At 71.6% G+C, this 20,512-nt stretch carries 16 protein-coding genes; 11 read left to right on the top strand and 5 right to left on the bottom strand.

Annotated features, from left to right (window positions below; translation table 11 throughout):
• Window positions 1-13 precede the first annotated feature (13 nt).
• The 6 genes from AB0C33_RS25470 (at window position 14) to AB0C33_RS25445 (ending at window position 8,869) form a co-directional block, all read left to right on the top strand.
• Complete coding sequence (locus AB0C33_RS25470) at window positions 14-1,003, top strand: hypothetical protein (RefSeq protein ID WP_358292002.1); 990 nt, start codon at window positions 14-16, stop codon at window positions 1,001-1,003.
• 131 nt (window positions 1,004-1,134) lie between these two features.
• The gene (gene rpsT / locus AB0C33_RS25465; protein WP_106235424.1) at window positions 1,135-1,404 is read left to right on the top strand and encodes a 30S ribosomal protein S20; all 270 of its coding nucleotides are present in this window, start codon (window positions 1,135-1,137) and stop codon (window positions 1,402-1,404) included.
• Between the two features lie 209 nt (window positions 1,405-1,613).
• Window positions 1,614-4,673 carry an ABC transporter permease gene (locus tag AB0C33_RS25460; RefSeq protein ID WP_358292000.1) on the top strand — a complete coding sequence of 1,020 codons (3,060 nt, stop codon included), beginning with the start codon at window positions 1,614-1,616 and terminating at the stop codon, window positions 4,671-4,673.
• On the top strand, window positions 4,670-7,261 hold the full coding sequence (locus AB0C33_RS25455; protein ID WP_358291998.1) for an FtsX-like permease family protein: 2,592 nt from the start codon (window positions 4,670-4,672) through the stop codon (window positions 7,259-7,261). Before AB0C33_RS25460 ends, AB0C33_RS25455 begins: the two co-directional genes overlap by 4 nt.
• Window positions 7,258-8,187 carry an ABC transporter ATP-binding protein gene (locus tag AB0C33_RS25450; RefSeq protein WP_352352447.1) on the top strand — a complete coding sequence of 310 codons (930 nt, stop codon included), beginning with the start codon at window positions 7,258-7,260 and terminating at the stop codon, window positions 8,185-8,187. Before AB0C33_RS25455 ends, AB0C33_RS25450 begins: the two co-directional genes overlap by 4 nt.
• Window positions 8,177-8,869, top strand: coding sequence for an ABC transporter ATP-binding protein (locus AB0C33_RS25445; RefSeq protein ID WP_358291996.1), 693 nt, complete (start codon window positions 8,177-8,179; stop codon window positions 8,867-8,869). Before AB0C33_RS25450 ends, AB0C33_RS25445 begins: the two co-directional genes overlap by 11 nt.
• Here AB0C33_RS25445 and AB0C33_RS25440 read toward each other — a convergent pair.
• Window positions 8,862-10,166: an MFS transporter gene (locus AB0C33_RS25440; RefSeq protein ID WP_358291994.1), complete on the bottom strand. Its 1,305-nt coding sequence runs from the start codon at window positions 10,164-10,166 to the stop codon at window positions 8,862-8,864. The two genes, AB0C33_RS25445 and AB0C33_RS25440, sit on opposite strands and share 8 nt — an antisense overlap.
• 68 nt (window positions 10,167-10,234) lie before the next feature.
• Between AB0C33_RS25440 and AB0C33_RS25435 the strand changes: the two genes are divergently transcribed.
• Window positions 10,235-10,732 (top strand): MarR family transcriptional regulator, encoded by a 498-nt coding sequence (locus AB0C33_RS25435; RefSeq protein ID WP_358291992.1) that lies wholly within the window; start codon window positions 10,235-10,237, stop codon window positions 10,730-10,732.
• A gap of 59 nt (window positions 10,733-10,791) precedes the next feature.
• Window positions 10,792-11,931, top strand: a complete 1,140-nt coding sequence (locus AB0C33_RS25430) for an epoxide hydrolase family protein (protein ID WP_358291990.1) — start codon at window positions 10,792-10,794, stop codon at window positions 11,929-11,931.
• 30 nt (window positions 11,932-11,961) lie between these two features.
• Here the strand turns inward: AB0C33_RS25430 and holA are convergent, their stop codons facing one another.
• The gene (gene holA / locus AB0C33_RS25425) at window positions 11,962-12,933 is read right to left on the bottom strand and encodes a DNA polymerase III subunit delta (RefSeq protein ID WP_358291988.1); all 972 of its coding nucleotides are present in this window, start codon (window positions 12,931-12,933) and stop codon (window positions 11,962-11,964) included.
• 238 nt (window positions 12,934-13,171) lie between these two features.
• On the opposite strand from holA, the gene AB0C33_RS25420 reads away from it, so the two are divergent.
• The 3 genes from AB0C33_RS25420 to AB0C33_RS25410 are packed head-to-tail and all read left to right on the top strand — an operon-like array spanning window position 13,172 to window position 14,683.
• Entirely contained in the window at window positions 13,172-13,468 is a 297-nt protein-coding gene (locus tag AB0C33_RS25420) for an aldo/keto reductase (protein ID WP_358291986.1), read from the top strand.
• 11 nt (window positions 13,469-13,479) lie between these two features.
• Window positions 13,480-14,385 carry an LLM class flavin-dependent oxidoreductase gene (locus tag AB0C33_RS25415; protein WP_358291984.1) on the top strand — a complete coding sequence of 302 codons (906 nt, stop codon included), beginning with the start codon at window positions 13,480-13,482 and terminating at the stop codon, window positions 14,383-14,385.
• 58 nt (window positions 14,386-14,443) lie between these two features.
• The gene (locus AB0C33_RS25410; RefSeq protein WP_358291982.1) at window positions 14,444-14,683 is read left to right on the top strand and encodes a RidA family protein; all 240 of its coding nucleotides are present in this window, start codon (window positions 14,444-14,446) and stop codon (window positions 14,681-14,683) included.
• Window positions 14,684-15,173: 490 nt separating this feature from the next.
• Here the strand turns inward: AB0C33_RS25410 and AB0C33_RS25405 are convergent, their stop codons facing one another.
• From AB0C33_RS25405 to AB0C33_RS25395, 3 genes are all read right to left on the bottom strand, one after another.
• Window positions 15,174-15,899 (bottom strand): MBL fold metallo-hydrolase, encoded by a 726-nt coding sequence (locus AB0C33_RS25405; RefSeq protein WP_358291981.1) that lies wholly within the window; start codon window positions 15,897-15,899, stop codon window positions 15,174-15,176.
• 181 nt (window positions 15,900-16,080) lie between these two features.
• Entirely contained in the window at window positions 16,081-16,626 is a 546-nt protein-coding gene (locus AB0C33_RS25400; protein ID WP_358291979.1) for an isochorismatase family protein, read from the bottom strand.
• 948 nt (window positions 16,627-17,574) lie between these two features.
• Window positions 17,575-20,511 carry a ComEC/Rec2 family competence protein gene (locus AB0C33_RS25395; RefSeq protein ID WP_358291977.1) on the bottom strand — a complete coding sequence of 979 codons (2,937 nt, stop codon included), beginning with the start codon at window positions 20,509-20,511 and terminating at the stop codon, window positions 17,575-17,577.
• Between the last annotated feature and the right edge of the window lies 1 nt (window position 20,512).

Genomic DNA, 20,512 nt, shown 5'->3' with positions numbered 1-20,512 from the left:
GTGACATGCCCAGATGATTATCCGGACCGTCGTCCGCCGCGGCCTGCGCCTGGTCGCGCTGGCCTTGGCCGTCGTGGTGGCGCTGGCCGGCCTGCTCGCCGTCGCGCTCCGTCTCCAGTTTACCGGTGCCCCGGCGGCCTGGGCGAAGAGCACCGGCAACGACGCCCTCTGGCTCGGCCACGCCTGGGTCGACGGCCGCCGTACGGAGCGGGACGTGGAACAACTCGCCGTCCGTCTGCGCACCACCGGAATCAAGGACGTGTACGTCCATTCCGGCCCGTTCGAGTGGGACGGCCGCCTTGATCCCGCCAAGTACCCCAAAGCCGCAGATTTCGTGACATGGATGCATCGGCACCTGCCCGGCGTCCGCGTCTCCGCCTGGCTGGGCCAGTCCGTCAAGAACGGCCTCGACCTCGACGACGCCCGGTCCCGCACGAACGTCCTGGCCGGCGTGGCCGCCGTCATGAAGGCGGGCTACGACGGCGTCCACTACAACTTCGAGCCGATCGGCGACGGCGACACGAATTTCCTCGACCTGCTGGACCGGACGAGGACGCACACGAAGCTGCTGTCCACCTCGACCCCGCAGATCGAGCCCTATCCCCTCATGCGCCCGGCGGGCAGGCTCGTCCTGGGCCACGACAAATACTGGTCGCAGGGCTACTTCCAGGAGGTCGTGAACCGGGTGGACCAGGTCGCGATCATGACGTACGACTCGGGGGCGCCCGCCCAGTCCCTCTACGGCGGTTACGTGGCCAGGCAGGCCGCGCTCGCCCTCGACCTCGTCCCGGAGGGCAAGTCCCTGTTCGTCGGCGCCCCCGCCTACCACGACCACGGCCTGCCCTGGCTGGACGCCGCCGAGAGCGTGGCGATGGCCGCCGAGGGCGCCCGGCTGGCCCTGTCCGACCACGGCCGCCGCGAACGCTTCGGCCTGGCCCTGTACGTCGACTTCGCCGCCACCGAAGAGGACTGGAAGGAGTACATGACCCGCTGGCTGGCCTAAACTGAGAACACCCGGGGCGTTGATTTGAGCAGCCACCTGGGTTATTGGTACCCTGTTCACTTGCGTGTGGCGCGCCCTCTCATCGAGCCCGCGCGCCCCATCCATCCTTAGACTTTCACCGAGGCTTCTTCGTGGCGAACATCAAGTCCCAGATCAAGCGCAACAAGCAGAACGAGAAGGCGCGTCTGCGCAACAAGGCGGTCAAGTCCTCTCTGAAGACGGCCGTCCGCAAGTTCCGCGAGGCCGCCGAGCAGGGCGACGTCGAGCAGGCCGCGGCGCTGCAGCGCGTCGCCGCCCGCCAGCTCGACAAGGCCGTCAGCAAGGGCGTCATCCACAAGAACCAGGCCGCCAACCGCAAGTCGGCGATCGCCAAGCAGGCTGCCGCTCTGGCCGCCAAGTAAGCTCCTGCCGCCCGGCGACACCCGGGCGAGCGCTGACGCCGCACTCCTTCCCGGGGTGCGGCGTTCTTGGTTTCGTGCACTTCTTGTCACAGTTTCGATATCACATCGGCATCGCCGCCGGGTATCGGCTGAGCATCCCTTGACAAGATCACCTTGCCTCTCGTCCGCCCTCTCCGTGAGGGTTCACCTAAACGGACGAAGGGGGACACATGCGGGGGCCGTTGGTCGTCAAACGGGCGTTCAGCGAGCCTTTGCTCCTCCTGGCCGCGTTCGGCTCGATCCTGCTCGCCACCACCACGCTGGTGGCGCTCACCATGTACGCCTCCTCCATCGCCGACGCCGGCGTGCGCAGGACGATGGAGACCGCCTCCCTGCGCCAGACGTCCGCGACGATCAGCGCGCCGGTCACGGACAAGACGTTCCCCGTCTACGACCGGGCGGTGCGCGCCGAGCTGGCCAAGGCGTACACCAAGGCGCCGGCGCTCACCACGAGCTTCCGCTCCGACTCCTACGCCATGCCCGGCCAGGAGCAGCAGGAGCGGCCCGAGCTGCTCAGGTTCGGCAGCTACGACGGCCTCGACCAGCACGCCAAGCTCGTCTCCGGCGCCTGGCCCAAGGCCGCCGACGGCCGGGTGGAGGCGGCGGTCTCGCTGTCGGCGGCCTCGGCGGCCGGGTTCAAGGTCGGCCAGGAGCTGACCACCGTGGGGCGGTTGTCGCCGGAGCCCGTCCAGGTGCGCATCACCGGCGTGTTCCAGCTCGACGACCCCTTCGGCGAGCGCTGGACCGGGGAGACGCTGCTCAGCAGGGGCGTCGAACGCGGCGACTTCACCACGTACGGGCCGCTGATGGTCTCGCGCGAGACGTTCATCGGCCGCTTCGCCACCAACGTGAACGCCACCTGGACCGCCGAGCCCGACCTGCGCTCGCTGACGCCGGCCCAGCTGCGCCCGCTGGCCGCGGCGGTCGGCGAGGTGGGCGCGCACCTGAAGGCCGGCGACTGCCCGAGCTGCGTGACCACCAGCCGCCTGCCCGAGATGCTCACCCAGCTCGACACCGCCTCGCTGGTGGCCCGCTCGACCATGCTGATCCCGGTGCTGCAACTGCTGCTGCTGGCGGCGTACGCGCTGATGCTCACCGCGCGGCTGCTGGCCGACCACCGGCGCATGGAGGTGGCGCTGCTGCGCTCACGCGGCGCGGGCACGCTGCGGCTGGCCGCGCTGGCCGGGGGCGAGGCGATGCTGGTCGCGCTCCCGTGCGCGATCGTCGCGCCGTTGCTCGGGCCGCCGCTGCTCGGGCTGGTGAGCCGGCTGCCCTGGATCAAGGCGTCGGGCGTGCGGCTCGACCCCTCGGTCGGCCTGGGCACGTTCCTGGTGTCGGTGGCCGTGGCCGTGGCCTCCGCGGTGCTGCTGGTGCTGCCCGCGCTGGCGGGCGCGCGGCGCACGTACGTGGAGGAGCAGTCGGCGCGCGGGCGCGGCGGCGGGCGCGGGCTGATCCAGCGCGCGGGCGCCGACGTCGCGCTGCTGGTCGTGGCCGGCCTCGCGATCTGGCAGCTCCAGCACTACGGCGCGCCGGTCACCACGACCGCGGGCGGCGGGCTAGGCATCGACCCGCTGATCATCTCCGGGCCCGCGCTGGCCCTGCTCACCGGCGGCATGCTCGGCCTGCGGCTGGTCCCGCGCATCTCCGCGGTGGCCGAGCGGATCACCTCCAGGCGCCCGTCCCTCGCCCCGGCGCTCGGCGCGTGGCAGGTCAGCAGGCGCCCGCTCAAGTACGCCGGCCCCGCGCTGCTGCTCACCATGGCCATCGCCATCGGCATCGTGTCCATGGCCACCGCCGCCACCTGGCGTGGTTCCCAGCTCGACCAGGCCCGCCATCAGGCCGGCGCCGACCTGCGCCTGTCCGGCCCGCCGGACGCCCCGGAGCTCGGCCCGCTGGGCCGCGGCACGGCGTTCACCGCCCTGCCCGGCGTGACCGCCGCCTCGCCCGTCTTCCGCGGCCAGACCGAGGTCAGCAGCGAGAACGCCATCCTCATCGGGATCGACGCGGCCAAGCTCGGCACGCTGTTCCAGCTCCGCCCCGACCTGGCCGACCGGCCCGTCGCGGAGATCTCCCGGGCGCTGACCGGGCCGCAGGCGGGCAAACTGGACCTGCCGGGACAGCCGGCCGCGCTCACCCTGCGCGCCACGGCCGACGCCGACCTGCCGGTGCGGCTCGTCCTGTCCGACGCGCTCGGGGTGTGGCGTGACGTGTCGCTGGGCGTGCTGAAGAAGGGCGAGAACACCCTCGACGTGGACCTCGCGGCGCTGGCGGGACGGAGCGGGAAGATCACGTACCCGCTGTCGTTGCGCGGGCTGGTCGTGAGCGCGCCGGCCTCCGGGAGCGGGAGTCTGACGGTGACCGGGATCAGCGCCGACGGGCGGCCGGTGACCGCGCCCGCCATGTCGGTGAAGGCGACCGGGCGGCAGCCCGCGACGGCCGTCTTCGGGTCGCCGTCCGTCCAGGGGCCGCTGCCCGTGGTGCTCACCGCCGGCCTGTCCGAGTCGCTCAAGCTGGGCGTCGGCCAGGTGGGACGGGCCAGCATCGACCGCAGGGTGATGGACGTCAAGGTCGTGGCCGTCGTGGAGACGATGCCGACGACGACCGCCGGGCAACACGCCGTACTGGCCGACTGGGGGACGATGCAGGCGCAGGATCTGGCGGCGGCGCAGCTACCCAGGCCCGCCACCGAGTGGTGGCTCGCCACCCCGGACGGCCGGGCGGCGGCCGCGCTCACCAGCCGTCCCGCATGGGACGTCACCGCGATCGACCAGCGCGCACTGGCCGCCAAGATGCAGGACGACCCGCTGGCCAGCGGCCTCCAGGGCGCGCTGATGCTGGGCTTCCTCGCGGCGCTGGTGTTCGCGGCGCTCGGCTTCCTGGTCAACGCGGCGGTCGCGGCCCGCGAGCGGATGAACGAGTTCGCGATCCTGCGGGCGCTCGGCGTGAACTCCCGGCAGATGTTCGGGATGCTGGCGATCGAGCAGACGTTCGTGATCGCGCTGTCATTGGCGGCCGGGACCGGGCTGGCCGTGGTCGTGGGCATGCTCGTGGTGCCGCACATCGTGCTGACCGGGCAGGCGTCGGCGGTCACCCCCGGCGTGGTGCTCGACATTCCGTGGGGCGCCACAGGCGCCATGCTCGCCGGAGTGGCCGCCGTGCTGCTCGCCATCGTCGCCGGACTGGCACGCAACCTGCGCAGGCAGGGTCTCGGCATTCGGGAGGAACAGTGAGGATCCCGCTGCTGGCCCGTACGCACCTGGGCGCGGTGGCCGTGCTCTTCGTGCTGACGCTGAGCGCCTGCCTGCTCGTCGCGGGGCTGCCCAGGGCGATGCAGTCGTCGTTCGACCAGGCGCTGCGCGAGGCGCTCAGGACCGCGCCCGCCGAGCAGGCCGACCTGACCGTGACCGTCGGGTCGATGTCGAAGGAAGAGGACCTGCACGAGCGCGAGCAGTTCGAGTCCAGGGACCGGCGCTGGCGTCAGCTCCTGCCCTCGGCGCTGCGGCCGCTGGTGGTGCCCGCCGGCACGGGCGACAGTCACATGAGCGCCAAGACCGTGGTCACCCCGATCCACGGCTCGGGCGGCACCATGTTCATGAACCTCGGCTGGCTGTCCGACGCCGACCGGCGGGTGGACTGGGTCCAGGGGCAGGCGCCGGGCAAGCCCTCGACCATGCGCTTCGAGGGCGAGACGATCCCGCTGATCGAGGTGGGCCTGACCGAGTCCGCGCTGACCGCGATGGACCTGAAGATCGGCCAGGTCAAGGTGCTCGGCGAGAGCCACTACGTAGCGGTGAAGCTGGTCGGCGCGTTCAGGGCCAAGAAGGCCGACGACCGTTACTGGAGCCACAACAGCGACATCCTGACCGTCACCAGGATGTTGCCGCCGGGCAAGCTGGAGTTCGAGAAGCACATCACGACGATCATGTCCGACGACGGGCTGACCGCGCTCAGCGGCGACGGGCGCAACCTGTCCTACAACTGGGTGCTCCCCATCGCCCCGGACAAGGCCGACGCGCTGGCCGCGACCGACGTCCAGGCGGCACTCAGCGAGTTCGAGCGGGTGATCGGGTTGCAGGCGTCGGGCTCGTACAGCCCGTACCGGGTGCTGACCGCGCTGGCCAAGCTGCTGACGGACTTCCTGGCCGCCCAGTCCACCGCGCAGACCGTGATGTACCTGGTGCTCGGCGGGCTGCTGCTGGTCGCGGTCGGCGTGATCGTGCTGGCGGTGCAGCTGCTCTCCGGCCGGCTCGACCAGACGCTGGCGCTGACGCGGGCGCGTGGCGGGTCGCTGGCGCAGGTGGCGGGCACCGGCGCGGCGCTGACCGCGCTCGCCGTCGTGCCCTCCGGGCTCGCCGGGTACGCGCTGTCCTGGCTCGTCCCCGGGCCCGTGCTGCCGATCGTGCACGTCGGGCCGCTGCTGGTGGTGCTGGCCGCCGTCGGGTTCACCGCCGCCGGGCTGGCGGTCACCCACCGGGTGCCGCTGCACGAGCAGCGCGCGGACGTCAGCACCGCCCGCCCGTCCGCCCGCCGGCTCACGCTGGAGGTGCTGGTCGTGGTGCTCGCGCTGGCCGGGGCGTACCTGCTGCGCACCCGCGGGCTGGCCGCCTCGGCCGGGTTCGACCCGTTCCTGCTGGTGGTGCCGATCGCGCTGACGCTCGCCGCGGCGGTGATCATCCTGCGCTGCTACCCGTACCCGTTGCGGCTGCTCGTCCGGCTGACTGCGCGGCGGCCCGGAGCCGTGCCGTTCCTGGGGTTGACCAGGGCGGCCAGGGCGCGCGCCGCGTCGGTGCTGCCGGTGCTGATCCTGCTGCCCGCGCTCGGCGTGTCGGTGTTCGCCGCGGTGATCTCCGACGGGCTGGTGGGCACGCAGCGGCTGGCGTCCTGGCAGCAGGTGGGCGCGCCGGTCAAGATCACGTCCCGGATCGAGATCCCGGCCGACGTGATCGAGCGGGTGCGCAAGGTCGCGGGCGTCGAGCAGGTCGTGCTCGCGCAGACCGGCCGGGTCCAGGTCGGGTACGGCGCCGAGCGCGCCGAGGCCATCGCCGTGGACCTGCCCGAGTGGCGGCGGCTGCTGGCGGGGGCGCCGATCGGCGTGCCCACCGGGAGCGGCGCCTTCGTCTCGCCCGACCTCAAGGGACGGGGCACGTACGAGATCGGCTGGCAGTCGCGGCTCAAGGTCCCCGAGGGCGGTGTGATCACCTCCGTGCCCGGCTTCTACAACCAGGGCAAGTTCATGATCCTGCCGATGAACTCGCTCGTGCGGCCCGCCGTGAACACCCTGCTCATCCGCGGCAACCCCGCGCTCGACCAGCTGCGCCCGCTGGTCCCGCTCAGCACCGTGGAGTCCCAGTCGCTGGCCCTGGCCGCCATCCAGGACGACCCGCTGACCAGCACCGTGCGCACCACGCTGGTCGTGGTCACGGTGTCGCTGGCCGCGTACGCGCTGGTCGCCGTCATCCTCTCGCTGGTGATCGGCGCGGCCGACCGGGCCAGGGCGCTGTCGTTCCTGCGCACGCTGGGCCTGTCGGACCGGCAGGCGCAGCGGCTCACCGTCCTGGAGATCATGCCGATGATCCTGCTGACCGCCCTGGCCGGCCTGCTGCTCGGCCTCGGGCTGCCCGCGGCGCTCGGGCCCGGCGTCGACCTGTCCTCCTACGCCGGCGACCTGCCCGTCGGCGACTACTCCCTAGACCTGATCACGCCGACCGCGCTGGCGGCCGGGCTGGCCGTCGTGGCCGTGCTCGGCGCGTACACGCACACCGCCATCAGCCGCCGTCGCAGCCTCGGCGCCGTCCTTCGAGTGGGGGACCTCACATGAACCCGACCCTGTCAGAGCTGGAAGCCAAGGCCACGCGGGAGAAGACCGCGTTCGGCGCCGACGCGCACATCGTCTGCGACAACCTGGTGCGCATCTACAAGACCGAGGGCGTCGAGGTCGTCGCCCTGCAGGGCCTCGACCTGGTGATCGACAAGGGCGAGCTGGTGGCCATCGTCGGCGCGTCCGGGTCGGGCAAGTCCACGCTGCTCAACGTGCTGTCGGGGCTCGACGTGCCGACCGCGGGGGTGGCCAGGGTCGCGGGCACCGACCTGCTGGCGATGACCGCCAAGGACCGGCTGCGCTACCGGCGGTCCGTGGTGGGCTTCATCTGGCAGCAGACCGCGCGCAACCTGCTGCCGTACCTGACCGCCAGGGAGAACGTCGAGCTGCCCATGAAGCTGGCCGGCGGCGGCCGGGCGCGCCGCGCCCGCGCCGGCGAGCTGCTGGAGCTCCTCGGCGTCGGCTACTGCGCCGACCGCCGCACGCCCGAGATGTCGGGCGGCGAGCAGCAGCGGGTCGCCATCGCCGTCGCCCTGGCCAACGAGCCGCAGCTCATCCTGGCCGACGAGCCCACCGGCGAGCTGGACAGCGAGACGTCCGAGCAGGTCTTCGACTCCCTGCGCAAGGCGAACCGGGAGCTCGGCGTGACCGTGGTCATCGTGACCCACGACCCGCTGGTGTCGGAGCAGGTGGACCGCACCGTGGGCATCCGCGACGGACGTACCAGCAGCGAGACGCTGCGGCGCGAGGGCGCCGAGGGGCAGATCGTCGCCGAGGAGTACGCCGTGCTGGACCGGGTGGGCCGCCTGCAGCTCCCCCGCGACTTCATGAACGCCCTGGACATGGAACGCCGGGTGCGCCTCGAACTCGAATCCGACCACATCGGCGTCTGGCCCGCCCGAGAGGAGCCCTCCCATGAGCAATGAGCCCCTGGTCGTGGTGGAGGGGGTCCGCAAGGTCTACCGGAGCGGGCCCAAGGAGGTCGTCGCGCTGCGCGAGGTGTCCTTCGAGGTGTTCCCCGGCGAGCTGGTGGCGGTCCGCGGACGTTCGGGGTCGGGCAAGACCACGCTGCTCAACCAGATCGGCGGCCTGGACCGTCCGGACGCCGGACGGGTCGTCGTCGCCGGGCACGAGGTCACGTCCATGTCCGAGGACGCCCTGCTGGCGCTGCGCCGGGACGTGGTGGGCTTCGTGTTCCAGTCGTTCGGGCTGATCCCCGTGCTGTCGGCGGCCGAGAACGTGGGGGTGCCGATGCGGCTGGCCCGCGTGCCGTCCGCCGAGCGGGAGGAGCGGGTCCGGCTGCTGCTGGCGCTGGTGGGGCTGGACAAGCACATGAACCAGCGGCCGTACGAGCTGTCGGGCGGGCAGCGGCAGCGGGTGGCGATCGCCCGCTCCCTGGGCAACCGGCCCAAGCTGCTGGTGGCCGACGAGCCGACGGGGCAGCTCGACTCGCAGACCGGGCGGCAGATCATGGAGCTGTTGCGCGCGCTGGTGCGCAGCGAGGGGGTGACGGCGCTGGTCGCCACGCACGACCCCAACCTGATCACACTGGCGGACCGGGTGCTGGAGATCAGCGACGGCGTCGTCCGGGAACCCTCCCTCACCTGACCCGCCCCTCCTCTGCCCGCTCCGCCCGCTCACCGGCGGGCGGAGCGGGCGCGGGCCTGGGCGAGCGCGCCACGGCGGCGAGGTTGGCGACGGCGACCACCACCCCACCGGTGACCATCAGCACCCCCATCCCGGTCAGGCCCGCCAGCGGCGCCGCGACGGCCAGCCCCACCGGCCGCGCCGCGAACGAGATGAGCTGGTCGAACGAACGCACCCGGCCCAACGCTCCCTCCGGGATCTCCTCGGCCACCACCGTCTCCCACAACGGGCTGAGCACCCCGAGCCCCACCATGGCCACGAAGTACGCCACCGCGACCACCACGGCCGACAGCCCGAACCCCACCGCCACCGGCAACGCCACCATCGGCAGCAGATAGAGCGCGGCCCCCACCTGAACCGCGACCAGCGGCCTGCGCACCGGCAACCGCGGCGCGACCAGCACCCCCGCCAGCAGCCCGACCGTGCCGCTCTGCACGATGATCATCCAACCGGTCTCGCCTCCCAGCCGCTGCACGGCCGCCACCGGCCCCAGGGTGAGGAACAACCCGGCCATGAAGTGCCACACGCCGTGCGACAGCACACAGGCCAGGAACCACGGCCGCCTCCTGACCTCCCTGAACCCCTCGGCCAGCTCCCGCCCGAACCCGACCCCCCACCGCCGACCGGCCTGCCCGCCGGGGACCGCATTCCGCTCCTCCGCGACCTTCTCGCGCCCCGCGCCCCCGGCAGCCGTACGGACCCCGCCGAGGGTCAGCGCCGAGCACGCGAACAACATCGCCGTGCTCCCCGCGGCCCACCCGGGCCCGGCGGCCAGCGTGAGCGTCCCCGCGAGCGCCGGGCCCAGGACGGCCGACACGCTGGTCACCACCCCGATCCGGGCGTTCACCCGCAACCGGTCCGGCCCCGGCACCACCGCCACCACCAGCCGCGGCACGGCCGGACTCCCGAACGCGATCGCCGCCCCCGAGACCGCCGACAACACCGCGAGGTCCGGAATCCGAGCCACCCCGGCCAGCAGCTCGACCGCCATGAGCCCCTGGGCCAGGCATCGCGTGAGGTCGGCGAGCAGCACGACCCGTCCGGGCCGGACGCGGTCGGCCAGCACGCCGCCGACCGGCAGCAGCAACAACAACGGCACCATCTCGCAGGCCAGCACCAGCCCCAGCGCCTCCCCCGACCCCGTGGCGCGCAGCACGGCCAGGGTCAGCGTGGTGGGGATCATGGCTGTGGCCAGCGCGGACATGCAGCGTCCGGCCAGCAGCCGGTTCCTGGGCCCGGCGAACAACGAAAACGACATGACCAGGAAGGTATTTCGTCAGCGAATGATTCGTCAACAAATTACTTGTTGGCGTATGATCCTGTGCCGTGGAGGACTCCGTCGATCGTCATCTGGCCCGCTGGCGCGGCAAGGCGCCCTTCGACGAGCGGGTGGAGGGCATCGTGACCCGCATGCAGTCGCTGGTGAAGCACCTCGGCCACGCCAAGGCGGCCGCGCTGGCCCAGACCGGCGTCCAGGACTTCGAGTTCCAGACGCTCCACAGGCTCGCCGCCCACAACGGCACCGCCACCCCGACCGAGCTGGCCGCCGAGCTGCTGCTCTCCCCCGCCGGCATGACGGGCCGCCTCGACACGCTGGAGAAGGCAGGTCTGGTACGCCGCGTCCGCAGCACCGAGGACCGCCGTCGCGTGGACATCGAGCTCACGCCCAAGGGTCACGACCTCTGGATGGAGGCCATGGCCGTCCTGGCCGTGCTGGAGGCGGCCATGGTGAACGCCCTCCCCCCCGACGACCAGGACACCCTGGACAACCTGCTCAAACAGCTCCTGCTCTACGTGGAGACGAACCCCAATCAATTGCATTGAGGCGGGCGGGCGTCCGGTGATACCCATGCTGGGATGACACTTCCGACCTCGGAGACCACATGGCCGTGACGCCGTTCCGCATAGAGGTTCCCGACGACGTACTCGACGACCTGCGCACCCGTCTCCGCAACGCCAGGTTCACCCGCTCGCTGGACCACCGCCCCTGGGAAGGCGGAACCGACCCCGCCTACCTGCGGGAACTGGTGACGTACTGGGCCGACGGCTTCGACTTCCGCGCCCAGGAAGCCCGCCTCAACGAGCTGGACCACTGCAAAGCCCCCGTCCAGGGACGAGACCTCCACTTCGTCCGCATCCCCGGGACCGGCCGCGCGCCGCTGCCCGTCCTGCTCTGCCACGGCTGGCCGAGCAGCTTCATGGAGATGCTTCCCCTGGCGGCACGCCTGGCCGACCCCGCCCGGTACGGCGGCGACCCCGGCGACTCCTTCGACGTCGTGATCCCGTCGATGCCCGGCTTCCTCTACTCCGGCCTGCCGGACGAGCCCCTCACCCGGCCCGCGATGGCCCGTGTGCTGCACCTGCTGATGACCGAGGTCCTGGGCCACGAACGCTACGGGGCCTTCGGCGGCGACATCGGCGGCGCGGCCGTCGGCTGGCTCGGCGCCCTCTATCCGGACCAGGTGACCGGGATCCACCTCATCCACCCGCCCGCCCCCGCGTCCCTGGACGTCCCGCCGCTGACCCCCGACGAACAGGCGTTCCTGGACGCCGAGGCGGCCCACGACGAGCGCGACGGCGGCTACAGCGAGATCATGCTGACCCGTCCGGACACGATCGCCGCCGCCCTGCTCGACTCGCCGGCCGGCCTGGCCGCGTGGATCGTGGACAAGCTGCGCGCCTGGAGCGACTGCCACGGTGACCTGGAGTCCCGGTTCGACCGCGACACCCTGCTCACCATGCTGACCCTCTACTGGGCCACCGGCTCGATCGGCACCTCGTTCAAGTCGTACTACGACTGGCCGAGCAACCCACCCCGGCCGCCGATCACCGTGCCGTCCGCCGTGACCCTCAGCCACGAGCCCTCCGTGGCGAACCTTCCCCGCAGCTTCGCCGAACGCGCCCTGACCGACCTGCGCCACTGGAACACCCCGGCCCGGGGCGGCCACTTCATGGCCCTGGAGGAACCGGCCCAGCTGGCGACCGACATCACCACGTTCTTCCGCGCCCTACGCCCGGCCTGAGGAGCGTCGCCGCCGCCGGGCGGGTGTGCGCTACCGGCCCGTACGGCTGGCGACGATCACCTGCACGGCATGCTCCAAGGCGTAGGCCGTGTCCGCGCCGCCGCCCTTGACCTGCTCGTCCGCAGTGGCCACCGCCTGGATCGCCCGGGACAGCCCCTCCGGCCCCCAGCCGTTCAGCTGACGCTTGACCCGGTCGACCTTCCAGGGCGGCATCCCCACATGGGCGGCGAGCTGCCCCCCGCGCAGGTTGCGCGGGGCACTCCCCACCTTGGCCAGCGACCTCAGCCCACCGGCCAGCGCGCTCACCAGCAGCACCGGCGCGACGCCGGTGCCCAGAGCCCAGCGCAGCTGCTCCAGGGCCTCGGCCAGGCGCCCCTCGATCGCCGAGTCGGCCACGTTGAAGCCGGTGACCTCGGCCCGGCCCTTGTGATAGCGCGCCACGGCCGCCGCGCTGATCGTCTTGTCCTCGGTGTCGAACGCGAGCTGGCTGCACGCCGCCGCCAGCTCCCGCAGGTCGTTGCCCACCGCGTCGAGCAACGCCTGGGCCGCGTCACCCGCGATGTTCCGCCCGGCCCGCTTGACCTCTCCCTTGATGAACTCCAGCCGCTCGCCGGGCTTGGTGACCTTGTTGATCGTCACCACCTGGGCCCCGGCCTTCTTCACCCCGTCGACCAGCGCCTTCCCCTTCACCCCACCCGGGTGCGCCAGCACGAGAACCGTGTCGTCGGAGGGCTGCTTCGTGTACGACACCACCTCGGTGATGACGTCCTTCGGCAGGTCTTGCGCCGAGCGGATGACGACCACCGAGCGGTCACCGAAGAGCGAGGGCGAGGTCAGCTGGGTCAGCTCGCCGGTGGCGACCCTTCCGCCGACGAGATCATGCACCTCGGCCCCAGGATCGCCGGCCCGCGCCGCCGCGACGACGGCGCCCACCGCCCGCTCGGCAAGCAGCTCCTCGTCGCCGAGGACCAGGGTGACTAGTGCTGGATCGGTTCCCGCCATGTCAGGCAGCATGCCATGCGGCACCGACAACCTGGTACTCGACCGTTGCAGTTCGTGTTGCGAACGACTATAGTTCGGGGCACGAACTACATTTGGCCGGAGTCATGATGACGAGTCGTACGGTTGTGATGATCGTTGGGGGCCGCGGCGGCTCGGCGTTCCCCCGGACGTCGGGCGCCGAGGCCGCGACGCGCGAGGGCCTGTCCGGCAACCGCTTCGCCGAGCAGCCGGTCCGTCGGTGTCCCGGTTGGCTCTGGGCACGATGATTCTCGGGGCGGAGACGTCCGAATCCGACAGTCACGCGATCATGGATCGCACCCACGAGCACGGCATCGACTTCTTCGACACCGCCGACGTCTATGCCGACGGCCGCACCGAGCAGATCATCGACCGCCGGTTCGCCCAGGGGGACGGCAGGCGCGACAGTACCCTGACCAGGCTGGACGAGTTGTTCCCGCCGCCTGGCCCCACGGCTCCAAACCGCACCAGAAGCGTACGCCTGGTGACCTCTTCTTTTTCTCCGTGTGACGCATGAAAGGCAATACTGTGTCTGCATCTGATGTGGTGTTCGGTTTCGGCGCGCATTCCGGTTTCGAGGACCTGCCCGAGCTGTTGCGCATGGTTCAGCAGGCCGACCGGAACGGGCTCGATCTCTTCTCGCTGTCCGACCATCCCTATCTCGGCGAGCGCCTGGACGCCTACGCCACGATCGGCTTCCTGCTGGGCGGCACGCGGCACATCGCCGGTCTGGCCAATGTCACCAACCTGCCGACCAGGCCCGCCCCCATGCTGGCCAGGACGGTGACGTCGTTGTCGGCGCTGTCGAACGGCCGCGTCGTGCTCGGCATGGGCGCGGGCGGGCTGTGGGACCGCATCGCCGACATGGGCGTGCCCCGGCAGACCCCCGGCGACGCCGTGGACGCCTTCGAGGAGGCGATCGTCCTGATCCGGAAGCTGTCGGGCGGCGGCGCACCGGTCACCCACGAGGGACGCCACTACCGGGTGCACGGGATCGAGCCCGCCCCCGTGGCCGCGCCCCCGGTATGGACGGGCTCGAACGGGCCCAAATCCCTGGCCGCCACGGGCAGGGTGGCCGACGGCTGGATTCCCGGCCACGCGGCCGACTGGCGCAGCGAGCGGTATCGCGCCTCGCGGCCCATCATCGACGAGGCGGCCGCCGCGGTGGGCCGCGACCCACGCGAGATCCGTACGATCTACAACTTCCCGGGCCGCATCACCGACCGCCCGCTGCCCGCCACCCGCGACCACGACGGACGCTGGATCGGCGGCTCGGTCGGGCAGTGGGTCGAGGAGCTGACCGAAGCGGTGCTGGAGCACGACGCCTCGGGCTTCGTCCTCTTCTCCGCCGGCCACGGCGCCACCGACCTCACCACGCTGGCCCGCTGGGCCCAGGAGATCGTGCCGTCCGTCCGCGAGGCGATCGCGAAGTAGCGCGACGGGCCGTCCGCCTGCACGCGGATGCTCTTCCAGCCGAAAGGGGATCGGACAAATGTCACACGCCATCATTAATCCCGAGACTCTGCATAACCTGGGCGGATACGGCTACAGCCACATCGCCCGCGCCTCCGGAGAGACCGTCTTCGTCGCCGGGCAGTACGCCTCCGACCGCGAGGGCCACGTCGTCTCCGAGGACTTCGCCGAGCAGGTCAGGCAGTCGTTCGCGAACCTGGGCAACGCGCCGGCTGCGGCCGGCCTCCACCACAGCCAGGTGGTGCAGATCCGCACCTAGATCGTCGACCACGACCAGGACAGGCTGGAGATCCTTCTCCAGGCCGTCCACGACGTCTGGGGGACCTGCCGCCCGCTCAGACGCTCGCAGGAGTGGCCGCGCTCACCCTGCCCGACATGCTGTTCGAGGTGGACGCCGTCGCGATCACCGACTAGGCCGGCTGAGCGCGACCTGGCGGCGTCCACCATCCGTTCACCATCCGCGCGAGCACGGCGTGCCGGTGTTCGTGCACGCCGCCGACACCGTCCGAGCCCGCACCAGAGAAGCCCAAGGTTGCGGTCGGGCCTGTGCGTCTGGTCCGGCGTTCGGCTTCCTCTCGCCGGGCCACGCGGCCTCGGCTGACGCCGCCACCGGCCTCGACGGATGCGAGTGCCGGGCCCGAGGGAGGCCGCCGGGCCCAAGAGACAGGTGCCAGACCCGAGGGACCCGGGCACCGGGCACCGGACCTGAGGGAAGCAGGTGCTGGACCCGAGGGAAGCAGGTGCCGGGTTCATCCGCGGGTGCCGGCCGACGCCGTCCGAACCTCCTCCCCCACTCGGGCCGGTGAGGTGCGCCAGGGGGCGCCATGGCCGGGAAGCACCCAGGACGCCGGCAGCCGGGCGATCCGGTCGAGGGAGACGAGCGCTTCGGCGGGGTCGTCGGTGAAGGGGGCCGGCTGGGGGCCTTCGCGCCCGGTGAGGACGTGCCGGGTGGTCAGGGCGTCCCCGACGAAGACGGCGTCGGCGAGCGGGACGTGCACCGCCACACTCCCGGGCGAGTGCCCCGGCATGCCCACGATCACGGGGCTCCCGGGCAGGTCCAGGACGTCGCCGTCGCCGATCTCGGTGACTTCGCGGACGTGGCGGGTGCGCAGGCCGTTCTTGCGGATGGAGTACCCGAGGAAGCCGAACGCCGGCCCAAGCCGCACAGGCCCGACCGCGACCTTGGGCTTCTGCCCGGTACGGGCGCGAACGGCGTCGGCGGCGTGCACGAACACCGGCACGCCGTGCTCGCTGCGCAGGCGTTCGGCGAAACCGAGGTGGTCGGAGTCGCCGTGGGTCAGGACGAGTCCCCGGATGCCGTCCACGGACTTGCCGAGGGAACGGAGTTCGCGCTGCAGGTCCCGCCAGTGGCCAGGCAGCCCGGCGTCGATGAGCGTTATGCCCTCGGCGGTGTCGACGAGATAGCACGCCACGACGTCATTGCCGAGGCGGTGCAGATGAGGCGCCAGTTTCATGGAACTTCTTCCGTGGGTCCGGACGGAGGACTGGACTGAGGACGGAGTCTGACGGCGCGGCCCTCGGCCCGCGGCCTGACGGCGAAGGCCGCAGCCTGACGGCGAGAACTGCGGCCTGACGGCGGGGCCGCACTCGGAGGGTGAGGGGCGCGGGCCGAGGGCGAGGGCGCGGCCGTGATCGCTAGCCCGACAGGCCGTGCAGGGCGGTGATGACGCCGCGGCCGACGGGGGTGGTGAAGTCACGCACCATGCTCGTGACGAAGCTCGCCACGGACGTCACCGTGCCACCCGCCGCTTCGATCTGGCGGAAGGCCGCACTCTCCGTGCGCTCCGACATGCCGCCGCTCGCGTCAACCAGCACGATCACGTCATAGCCGTCGGCCAGGGCGTCGAGCGCGGTGTGCAGGACGACGATCTCCGAGGTCACACCACAGACGACCAGCGTCTTGCGGCCCTCCGTGGCGATCGCCTCGCGCCATGCCTGGTCGTCCCAGCAGCACGGTCCGCCGCGCACGAAGGGGGACGCCTCGGGAAGTTCGGCGATGACACCGGGCCCACCGGGCCTGGGGGCGACCGACACGGTGAAGGGGATGTCCAGCGCCTGCGCGACCGTGCCGAGCACGCCAGCCGACCGCCTGATGACGTCGGGGCTGTTCGTGCTGCTCAGGGCGACGATGCTGTCCTGCAGGTCGGCGAAGACGATCTGCACGGTACGGGGGTCGATCACTATTCTCTCCCAAAATCGTTCATAAGCTGAATGATAAGAGGACAGTAGCATGCCGCACATGAACGATGCCAAGTGAATCTGCCCCCGCTTTCGGCTCAGCGGGCCGACTCGCGACGCCCTGCCCGCACCCCTCAATCCCATCCGGGCACCCTCGAACGCCCCACGCCCCGACCGGCCGTGGGCCGCCGCGCCGCAAGGCCCGCCCGTGCCACCACCGCCGACCCCGACCCTCAGTGGCCATGGCCTCCCGAAAGCCAGGGCCCCTGGCCATACGCCAGTGGCCCTGGCCGGACGCCAGTGGCCCTGGCCTCCCAAAAGCGGCGCCGCAGAGCGCCGCGTTTTCACGGCGGCTGATGGTCACACCTGCCCCTGACCTCTGCAAGCAGCGCAACCACTGCCGAGAGGTTGTGGAGCGGGCCGCCGGTGACTGTCCACGCCGGCGGCAAGCCGATCTCCCGGCAGGAACGTTGCATCAACCGCACAGAGGATCTGAGGGGCCGGCCTTCTGATGCGACAGAACACCCCGCAGCCGTCCGAGCGGCCCGCGTCGGCGGGGAGCCTTACTGCCCCGGGCTCCTCCGACCGGCCCAGAGACCCTCACTGGGCATGAAGAGACACCGTCTCTCGCCCCGCTGACATCCCCGTCCGGAAGATCGGCTCGCCACCAGGCGCGAACGGTCACCGCCCCAAGAACCGCTGGCATCCCCGTCCAGGAGATCGGCTCGGCATCGGGCGTGAAGAGGCACCGGCCCGAACCCCACCGTCACCCCCGTCCGGAAGACCGGCTTGCCACCAGGTGTGAGACGTCACCAGCCTGTGACCCGCTCATAAACCTCGACCACGGCTCCGGTGGCCACTTCCTGATCCGTTCGGGCGACTCACCGGTGCCAGTCCCGGCTCCTTTCCGCCTCGGTGAGCCTGGGTCGCGCTCGTTCGGCATCGCATCACTCATGGTCCACGGGGGACTACGGCCAGGCTGCCTTCGTGTTCGACTACTGCCAGGTCACCCGATCGATCGGTGCGGTAGATGGCGGCGCCGAGGCGGTGGAGGAGGGCGAGGGTCGATGTGGCCGGGTGGCCGTAGTCGTTGCCGGCGCCCACGCTGATCAGGGCGGCCCGTGCACCCAGCGAGCCGAGGAAGGCCGGGGACTGGCGATTCGAGCCGTGGTGCGGGGTCTTGAGGATGTCGGCACGCAGGGCGAGGTGGCGTGCGAGATCGTCTTGTGCTTCGGTCTCCAGGTCTCCGGCGAGCATGGCGGAACCGGCGCGCCAGCGTACGTGGATCACGACGCTGGAGTTGTTGATCACACTGCCTTCGCCTTGGCCGTTGCTCCCGCCTGACGTCGGGTCAGGGGCGACGACGGTGAGCTCGGACGGGCCGAACCGCCATCGCGTGCCAGGTTCCGCGTTCCCCTCGGGAATCCGGTGTCGAGCCAGTACGGCCGAGATCCGCGCGCTGGACTGCACCGCCGTCGGCCGAGGGCTGACGATCACGGCCCCCACGCGTCGGTTCCTGAGCACGCCTGGCAGGCCGTCCACGTGGTCGGCGTGCGGGTGGGTCAGGACGAGCAGGGGAACGTCCTCGACTCCGAGCCTGCGCAGGCATCGATCCATGACGACCGGGTCTGGGCCGGTGTCCACGACCACGCCTCGTCCAGGTCCGGCCGCCACCACCAGCCCGTCGCCCTGCCCGACGTCGCACATCACCATCAACCACCCTTTGGGCGGCCAGGCTCCCGCCAGCGGACGGATCACCAGCACGGCGACCAGAGCGGCGCCTGCCGTCAGCAGCGCCATCGTCCGCCAGCGGCGGTGCCTGAGCACCGGGATCGCGACGGCCACGGCGAGGGCGAGGAATCCCAGACCGGGGAGGCCGCCCGGCCAGGGCAGGGTGGCGAGAGGGACGTTCACGGCCCAGCGAGCCACGGTGACGATCCAGCCCACCGCGTATCCGGCCGGGATGACCAGTATGCCGGCGGCGTCCGGCCAGATCGGGGCCACCAGGGCGGCGGCGAAACCGAGCAGGGTCGCGGGAGCCACGGCGGGAGCCACGAGCAGGTTGGCGGGCACCGCCACCAACGTCAACTGACCCGACATGAGCACCAGGACGGGGGTCACGGCCGCTTGCGCGGCAGCCGACACGGCCAGCGCCTCCGCCAGCCATCTCGGCAAGCGGCGCATCCTTGCGACGGCACGTCCTCGACCGGTGGACGCGTCTTCGAGGGGAGAGGTCGCGCGGCAGTCGCCGGCCTCTTCGGATGCACTTGCCGCACGCCCCTGTACGTTGCCGCGTTCCCTTCCCTTCTCCGGTTTCCGGTCTGTCGTCGTGGGCGCTTTGGTCACGTCGCGGTCGCCGGTCTCCGTCGGTGGTGGAGTGGAGAGTTTGTCGCGCCAGCGTGGTGCGAGGAGGAGGATGCCGGCGGTGGCCGCGACCGAGAGGGCGAAGCCGTACGAACGTGCCAGTTCCGGCGCGAAAAGAACCAGCAAGAGGACGGTTGCCGAGAGGGCGGCGAGGCCGTCCTTCGCCCGCCCGGTACCCAGGGCGAGGGCGGCGGCCAGGCCCATCAGCAGGGCACGCAGAACGCTCGGGGACGGCCTGGCCACCACGGTGAACGCGAGCATCGCGACAGCCGCGAAGACGGCTCTCAGCGGCAGGGAGAGGCCGACCAGGCGGGAGAGCGCCAGGGCGGCGCCTGCGACGATGGCGAGGTTCGCGCCGCTTACGGCGTTCAGGTGGCTCAGGCCCGTCTCTTTGAGGTCGGCGGCCACTTGAGGGTCGATGCGGGAGACGTCTCCGACGACCAGGCCGGGCAGGAGGCCGCGCTGGTCGGGCGGGAGAGGGTCGGCGGCTGTCCGGAGGCCGGTTCTGAGGGTGCCCGCCATGGTCTGCATGGACGAAGGCGGTGTCAGGATGCGGGGCTCGCCTCGTACCAGGAGGATGGCTGCCACCAGGTCGCCGGGCGTTGGTTGCGCCAGGCGGCCGGTGACCTGCAGGCGTTGGCTCGGCAGCAGGGCGCTCCAGGCGTTGCCGCCGGCGAACACCGTGATGGGGACGTCGACGGCCTGGCGTTCCGGTGGCGGGGATGCCTGCGCGACACCTCCGTCGCTGCCTCCAGGGACGTCGGGACGGTTCTCCTCAGGCCGACCGGCAGTGGAACTGCCTCTCTGCCGCGTAGCCGACTCGATGATCTTGAGAGTGGCCGGGATCACGTAGCTGTCCCGGTTGAAGTGGCCGCTTCTGCGTGGCCTGCGCTTCGGGTCGTCGGACAGGACGATCTGAGCGGTCACGTTCGCGTTCCTGGCGGCGAGTTCAGCCACTGGGCCGGTGGTCAGCGCCTGGACGCGGAAGGCGACAGACGCGGAGGCCGCCGCCGCGCAGATGAGTGTCGCGAGCACCACGTTTCGCCAAGCCCCCAAGAAGGGCGAAGGCCGACCGGGAGGGATCCGTCCTGAGGGAGGGGGCGACGAACGTAGCGAACGGTGGCGCGTGAACGGCAGGAGCAGTGGAAGGGCGGACAGAACGGACCCGAACGACGCAGGCAGGAACCTGCTGATCAGCGAACCGATGAGGGGCCAGCGGGTGAACGGTGAGCGGGTGCGCCAGGTCAGGACGCCTGCGACCAGGACGGTGATGGCGGCTGTCGTCAGCCCCACCATGGGCGATTGGCCGAGCATGATCAGGGCGCTGGCCCAAGCGGACAGCGCCGGGAGGACCAGTGTCCAGGAGCGCTTGTGCTCGCCGCCGTCTGCGGTGGCGAGGCGCAGAGGATCGGTGGCGGCAGGGCGCGGAGGATCGGTGGTGGCGAGACTCAGAGGGACGGTCGTGGCGGGGCGCATGGGGATTTCAGAAGGGCCGGGGGCCGAGTGGGCGTCGAAGGGCGGCATG

Source organism: Nonomuraea sp. NPDC048881, assembly GCF_040649795.1.
GTDB lineage: Bacteria > Actinomycetota > Actinomycetes > Streptosporangiales > Streptosporangiaceae > Nonomuraea.
The sequence above is the reverse complement of the archived record's forward strand: the minus strand, read 5'-3'. Positions and strand labels throughout refer to the sequence as shown.

Coding starts and splice junctions, on each gene's coding strand:
- AB0C33_RS25470 (WP_358292002.1), top strand. CDS start 14: ATGATTATCCGGACCGTCGTCCGCCGCGGCCTGCGCCTGGTCGCGCTG.
- AB0C33_RS25460 (WP_358292000.1), top strand. CDS start 1,614: ATGCGGGGGCCGTTGGTCGTCAAACGGGCGTTCAGCGAGCCTTTGCTC.
- AB0C33_RS25450 (WP_352352447.1), top strand. CDS start 7,258: ATGAACCCGACCCTGTCAGAGCTGGAAGCCAAGGCCACGCGGGAGAAG.
- AB0C33_RS25445 (WP_358291996.1), top strand. CDS start 8,177: ATGAGCAATGAGCCCCTGGTCGTGGTGGAGGGGGTCCGCAAGGTCTAC.
- AB0C33_RS25440 (WP_358291994.1), bottom strand. CDS start 10,166: ATGTCGTTTTCGTTGTTCGCCGGGCCCAGGAACCGGCTGCTGGCCGGA.
- AB0C33_RS25430 (WP_358291990.1), top strand. CDS start 10,792: ATGGCCGTGACGCCGTTCCGCATAGAGGTTCCCGACGACGTACTCGAC.
- holA (WP_358291988.1), bottom strand. CDS start 12,933: ATGGCGGGAACCGATCCAGCACTAGTCACCCTGGTCCTCGGCGACGAG.
- AB0C33_RS25410 (WP_358291982.1), top strand. CDS start 14,444: ATGTCACACGCCATCATTAATCCCGAGACTCTGCATAACCTGGGCGGA.
- AB0C33_RS25405 (WP_358291981.1), bottom strand. CDS start 15,899: ATGAAACTGGCGCCTCATCTGCACCGCCTCGGCAATGACGTCGTGGCG.
- AB0C33_RS25395 (WP_358291977.1), bottom strand. CDS start 20,511: ATGCCGCCCTTCGACGCCCACTCGGCCCCCGGCCCTTCTGAAATCCCC.